This window comes from Mycobacterium sp. E740 (assembly GCF_001672895.1).
Classification (GTDB): domain Bacteria; phylum Actinomycetota; class Actinomycetes; order Mycobacteriales; family Mycobacteriaceae; genus Mycobacterium.
This window is the reverse complement of record NZ_LZKP01000109.1, coordinates 1-5,583: the sequence shown is the minus strand read 5'-3', so window position 1 is coordinate 5,583 and position 5,583 is coordinate 1. Positions and strand designations below refer to the sequence as shown.

7 protein-coding genes are annotated in these 5,583 nt (G+C 66.3%); 1 reads left to right on the top strand and 6 read right to left on the bottom strand.

Translation table 11 applies throughout. The annotated features are described in order from the left end of the window. Positions 1-5 precede the first annotated feature (5 nt). A complete protein-coding gene (locus A5663_RS10575; protein WP_068147853.1) occupies positions 6-686 on the bottom strand; it encodes a GAP family protein in 681 nt (226 codons plus the stop codon). 76 nt (positions 687-762) lie between these two features. On the opposite strand from A5663_RS10575, the gene A5663_RS10570 reads away from it, so the two are divergent. Beyond that, on the top strand, positions 763-1,251 hold the full coding sequence (locus A5663_RS10570) for a flavin reductase family protein (protein ID WP_068147849.1): 489 nt from the start codon (positions 763-765) through the stop codon (positions 1,249-1,251). Between the two features lie 49 nt (positions 1,252-1,300). On the opposite strand, the gene A5663_RS22970 is transcribed toward A5663_RS10570, so the two are convergent. The 5 genes from A5663_RS22970 to A5663_RS10550 all read right to left on the bottom strand — a co-directional run bounded on the left by A5663_RS22970 (position 1,301) and on the right by A5663_RS10550 (position 5,472). Then, entirely contained in the window at positions 1,301-1,474 is a 174-nt protein-coding gene (locus A5663_RS22970) for a hypothetical protein (protein ID WP_156744425.1), read from the bottom strand. Between the two features lie 61 nt (positions 1,475-1,535). Further along, positions 1,536-2,288, bottom strand: a complete 753-nt coding sequence (locus A5663_RS10565) for a succinate dehydrogenase/fumarate reductase iron-sulfur subunit (protein WP_068147845.1) — start codon at positions 2,286-2,288, stop codon at positions 1,536-1,538. Then, entirely contained in the window at positions 2,288-4,252 is a 1,965-nt protein-coding gene (locus A5663_RS10560; RefSeq protein ID WP_068147842.1) for a fumarate reductase/succinate dehydrogenase flavoprotein subunit, read from the bottom strand. Before A5663_RS10560 ends, A5663_RS10565 begins: the two co-directional genes overlap by 1 nt. A gap of 34 nt (positions 4,253-4,286) precedes the next feature. After that, positions 4,287-5,126, bottom strand: coding sequence for a hypothetical protein (locus A5663_RS10555; RefSeq protein WP_068147839.1), 840 nt, complete (start codon positions 5,124-5,126; stop codon positions 4,287-4,289). 49 nt (positions 5,127-5,175) lie between these two features. Next, entirely contained in the window at positions 5,176-5,472 is a 297-nt protein-coding gene (locus A5663_RS10550) for a hypothetical protein (RefSeq protein WP_068147837.1), read from the bottom strand. Positions 5,473-5,583: the final 111 nt, after the last annotated feature.

The window sequence follows — 5,583 nt, the reverse complement described above, 5'->3', positions numbered from 1 at the left end:
CCGCGCTACAGTCCGGCGACACCCACCCCGAGCAGGACGCAGCCGACCACGGCCAGCAGCAGTGAGACGCCGCGGCGGCCCTGCGACCGCAGCCAGTCGTACAAGGCCGACAGCGACGCCCGGGTGCGGTCCGGCGCCGCCAGGTAACTCAGCAGTGGGATCTCAACGAACGCGAACGCCACCACGTTGAACATGACCAGGGCGCCGAACTGGGTGGACGCCGCGGCGCCGGAGGCGACGATCAGTGCCAGTGCGGCCAGGTAGTCGACGGACGGCAGTGCGATGCCGAGACCTGCCACGCCCGCGGTCCACAGCGACCGGCCGTTGAGCAGCAGGCGGGTCCGGGTCACCAGCGGCTCCAGCAGCCGGTTCGCGCGGCCGGGTGGTTCGTCGGGACGGTCACCCGCTCCGAGCAGCCCGACGGCCACCAGCCCGGCGTTGATCAAGAGGACCGCGCCGACCACGATCTGTACCTTCGGCAGCGTCGAGGTGTGTACGGACCCCAGAGCGGGCTGCAGCACGAACAGCACGACCACACCCACCGAGATGCCCATCGCGAAACCTCCGGCGACGAACATGAGGAGCTGCAGCAGCGGGCGGGGCCGGTTGATCATCAAGACCGTCATGCCGATTCGGAACGGCTCCAGGCTGACCGCGAGCGCCATCAGCAGGAGCGTTATCCACATGATGGGCGTCAGGCTACCGCGACGACCGGGATGGAGTTCGCCACGTCGCGCGGTTGCGTGTGAAGATGGACCGGATATGAGCGCAACCGATTTCAGCCCGGCCACACTGCGCGAAGCGTTCGGGCACTTTCCCTCCGGCGTCATCGCGATCGCAGCGCAGGTGGACGGCATCCGGGTCGGCCTGGCCGCAAGCACATTCGTGCCGGTGTCGCTCGATCCGCCGTTGGTGTCGTTCTGCGTGCAGAACACCTCGGAGACCTGGCCCAAGCTGAAGGACCTGCCGAGCCTCGGGATCAGCGTGCTCGGCGAGGCGCACGACGAGGCCGCCCGCACCCTGGCCGCCAAGACCGGCGATCGGTTCGCCGGCCTGGAAACGGTGTCACGGGAGACGGGTGCGGTGTTCGTCGACGGCACCGCGGTGTGGCTGGAGAGCGTGATCGAGCAGCTCGTGCCCGCCGGCGACCACACGATCGTGATCCTGCGGGTCCGCGACATCACCGTGCACGCCGACGTGGCCCCGATCGTGTTCCACCGCAGCACGTTTCGCCGCCTCGGCGGCGAGTGACTTCAGTGTCCGAACCGTCGATCAGCGACGGTTGCGACACCGAAATCGCTCAGGGACGCGCGCTGAGCTCGGCGCGGTAGCCGGCCACGCGTCGCTCCAGCTCCTCGGCGTCGGCGGCGCGGCCCTCCTTACGGGCCAGTTCGGCGCGGGTGCTGAGCTCGCGGATCGCCGTGCGGATGTCGTTGATGCTGTGTGGTCCGTGAACCGGCTTCTGAGTGGTCACAGCGCTGCCTTTCGTCGTTGATCGGCCGCATCACCTGCAGCCTACCCACGCACGCCGGGGATCAACGCCGTCTGAACAACTTGTCGCCGAGCCACACCACCGGGTCGTACTTGCGGTCGGCGGCGCGTTCCTTCATCGGGATCAGCGCATTGTCGGTGATCTTGATGTGTTCGGGGCAGACCTCGGTGCAGCACTTGGTGATGTTGCAGAAACCCAGCCCGTTGTCTTCCTGCGCCTCCTCGGCGCGCCGCCCGTGGACGTCGAGCGGATGCATGTCCAACTCGGCCTGGCGCATCAAAAAGCGTGGACCGGCGAACGCCTGCTTGTTCTCCTCGTGGTCACGTACGACGTGGCAGACGTTCTGGCACAGGAAGCACTCGATGCACTTGCGGAACTCCTGCGACCGGTTGACATCTTCTTGCGCCATCCGGTACTCGCCCGGCTGCAGATCCTTGGGCGGGGTGAAAGCCGGGATCTCCCTTGCTTTTTCGTAGTTGAACGACACGTCGGTGACGAGGTCGCGGATCACCGGGAAGGTACGGATCGGCGTGACGGTGACGACCTCGTCGGGATCGAACGTCGACATCCGCGTCATGCACATCAGCCGCGGCCGGCCGTTCACCTCCGCCGAACAGGATCCGCACTTGCCCGCCTTGCAGTTCCACCGCACCGCGAGGTCCGGCGTCTGCGTCTGCTGCAGCCGGTGGATGATGTCGAGCACCACCTCGCCCTCGTTGACCTCGACGGAGTAGTCCTGCAGGCCGCCGCCGGCGATGTCGCCGCGCCACACCCGCATGGTCGCTTGATAGGCCATCAGTTGCTCCGTTCTGGATGCTGGGCCAGTTCCTGGTCGGTGAAGTACTTCTCCAGTTCGGAGAGCTCGAACAGGTCGAGCAGATCCTGGCGGACCGGAATCTGGTCTTGCTTGGTGACGCTCACCTCGGGCACCAACGCCTCGTCGTCGCCGTCGATGCGGCAGACCAACAGCGTGTTGCGCCAGTCCGCCTCCATCGACGGGTGGTCGTCGCGCGTATGTCCGCCGCGGCTCTCCGTGCGTTGCAGCGCCGCCTTGGCGATGCATTCGCTGACCAGCATCATGTTGCGCAGGTCGATCGCCAGGTTCCAGCCGGGGTTGTACCGCCGGTCACCGTCGATGCGCACCCGCTTGTACCGCTCACGCAACTCGGCCAGCTTCTCGAGCGCCTCGGTGATCTCGTCTTCCTTGCGGATGATGCCGACCAGGCTGTTCATCGTGTCCTGCAGGTCCAGCTGCAGGGTGTACGGGTTCTCCGGCGACTCCTCGTCCGGAGCGCCCTCGAACGGCAGCAACGCCCGATTGATCGCGTCCTGCACGGCCTGCTCGGTCACCTTGGGCCGCTCGCTGAGCGAGCGCGCGTAGTCGGCCGCGCCGAGCCCCGCACGGCGCCCGAACACCAGCAGGTCCGACAGTGAGTTGCCGCCCAGCCGGTTGGAGCCGTGCATGCCGCCGGCACACTCACCGGCCGCGAACAGACCCGGAGTGGTCGCCCCGGCGGTGTCGGGATCCACCTCGATACCGCCCATCACGTAGTGACACGTCGGGCCGACTTCCATCGGTTCCTTGGTGATGTCGACTTCGGCCAGTTCCATGAACTGGTGGTACATCGACGGCAGTCGGCGCTTGATCTCCTCGGCCGGCAGCCGCGACGCGATGTCGAGGAACACCCCGCCGTGCGGCGAGTTGCGGCCGGCCTTCACCTCGGAGTTGATCGCGCGGGCCACCTCGTCGCGCGGCAGCAGGTCCGGTGTCCGGCGCGCGGAGTCGTTGTCCTTGAGCCACTGGTCGGCCTCGTCGACGCTCTCGGCGTACTGGCCTTTGAACACCGGCGGGATGTAGTCGAACATGAACCGGGTGCCCTCGGAGTTCTTCAGCACACCGCCGTCGCCGCGCACGCCCTCGGTGACCAGGATGCCCTTGACGCTGGGCGGCCAGACCATGCCCGTCGGATGGAACTGGACGAACTCCATGTTGATCAGCGTCGCGCCGGCGCGCAGCGCCAGGGCATGCCCGTCGCCGGTGTACTCCCACGAGTTCGACGTCACCTTGTAGGACTTGCCGATGCCGCCGGTGGCCAGCACCACCGCGGGCGCCTCGAACAGGACGAAGTTGCCCGTCTCGCGCCAGTAGCCGAAGGCGCCGGCCACTCTCTTCTCGCCGCCGGTCTCGTCCAGGATCAGGTCGGTGACGGTGCACTCGTGGAAGACCCGGATCCGCGCCTCGTAGTCGCCGAACTCGGCCTTGTCCTCCTGCTGCAGTGAGACGATCTTCTGCTGCAGGGTGCGGATGATCTCCAGGCCGGTGCGGTCACCGACGTGGGCCAGCCGGGCGTACGTGTGGCCGCCGAAGTTGCGCTGGCTGATGCGGCCGTCCTTGGTGCGGTCGAACAGCGCGCCGTAGGTCTCGAGCTCCCATACCCGGTCGGGCGCCTCCTCGGCGTGCAACTCCGCCATCCGCCAGTTGTTGAGGAACTTTCCGCCACGCATGGTGTCGCGGAAGTGGACCTGCCAGTTGTCTTTCGGGTTGGCATTGCCCATCGCCGCCGCGCAGCCGCCTTCGGCCATCACGGTGTGCGCCTTGCCGAAGAGCGACTTCGTGATGACCGCTACCTTCTGGCCGCGCTCGCGCGCCTCGATGACCGCACGCAGACCGGCGCCACCGGCGCCGATGACGAGCACGTCGTAGGAATGCCGCTCGACTTGCGGTGTGCCGCCCGCGCCGAGAGCCTCGGAATCCGCCATTGAATAAACCTCACTACCGATTTGAATAAAGCTGTCAGCCAACGAATCTCAGGTCGGGGATCGCTCCGCTGGCCACTAACATGATGTAGAAGTCGGTGAGCATCAGCGTGCCGAGCGTGATCCAGGCGTATGCCTTGTGCCGGGTGTTCAGCCGGCTGACCTGGGTCCACATCCAGTACCGGACGGGGTGCTTGGAGAAGTGCTTGAGCCGGCCGCCGACGACGTGACGGCAGGAGTGGCACGAGATCGTGTACGTCCACAGCAGGATCACGTTGACGACGAGAATGACGTTGCCCAAACCGAATCCGAAGCCGGAAGGCGAGCGGAACGCCGCGATCGCGTCGTAGGTGTTGATCACCGAGATGATCGCCGCGATGTAGAAGAAGTAGCGGTGCGTGTTCTGCACGATCAGCGGGAAGCGGGTCTCGCCGGTGTATCTCGCATGCGGTTCGGCCACGGCGCACGCCGTGGGCGCCTGCCAGACCGAGCGGTAGTAGGCGCCGCGGTAGTAGTAGCAGGTGAGGCGGAACAGCAGCAGGAACGGCAGCGTCACCGCGGCGTAGGGCAGCCACCACACGTCGGGCAGGAACTGGCCGAAGTGGCTGGCCTCGGGGAGGCAGCCGGACTGCTCGGCCTCGGACCACTTGACGACGCAGGGCGAGTAGAACGGCGTCAGGTAGTGGTAGTCGGCGACGTAGTACCACTTCTGCATGAACGCCCGCACCGTGGCGTAGATCAGGAAGGCAGCGAAGCCGAGGTTGACGATCAGCGGCGACTGCCACCACCGGTCGGTGCGCAGGGTGCGTTGCGCAATCTCTGCACGGCTCGCTGAGAAGACGCCGGTCGCCTTGCGGTCGGCGGTGGGTGCGCTCACTGTTGCCTTTCGGTGTCGAGTTATCCCGGGTGCTGACGGACGTTCGCGGTCAGCGGACGCCCCCGAGCCCCTCGTCGTCGACACCACGCCAGAAATCGGTGTCGTACTGGGTGTCCGGGATCGGGATGCGGTCCCCGGCGTAGTGGTGGTGAACCACGCCGCGGGCCAGCTCCAGCTCTTCGGCGTCAATGTCGAGACGGTCGATGTCGTTGAGGATCCGTTCGGCGTCGTTGACGATGCGACGCGTGGCAGGAGAGTCTCCGTACCTCGACGCCAGCGATGTCACGCACCGCCGAAGGCTTCCGATCAGCTCGTGCAGCTCGGCAAGTTCGGTAGTGCTGGACATTTGACCTCCTTGGGCTGAAGGGTGTCAGGCATCACAGTACGACACCCGATGCTAGCTACATCATGCAGTGCACCGTGAGACAGATCACGTCAACCGAAGGAGAACATCCCA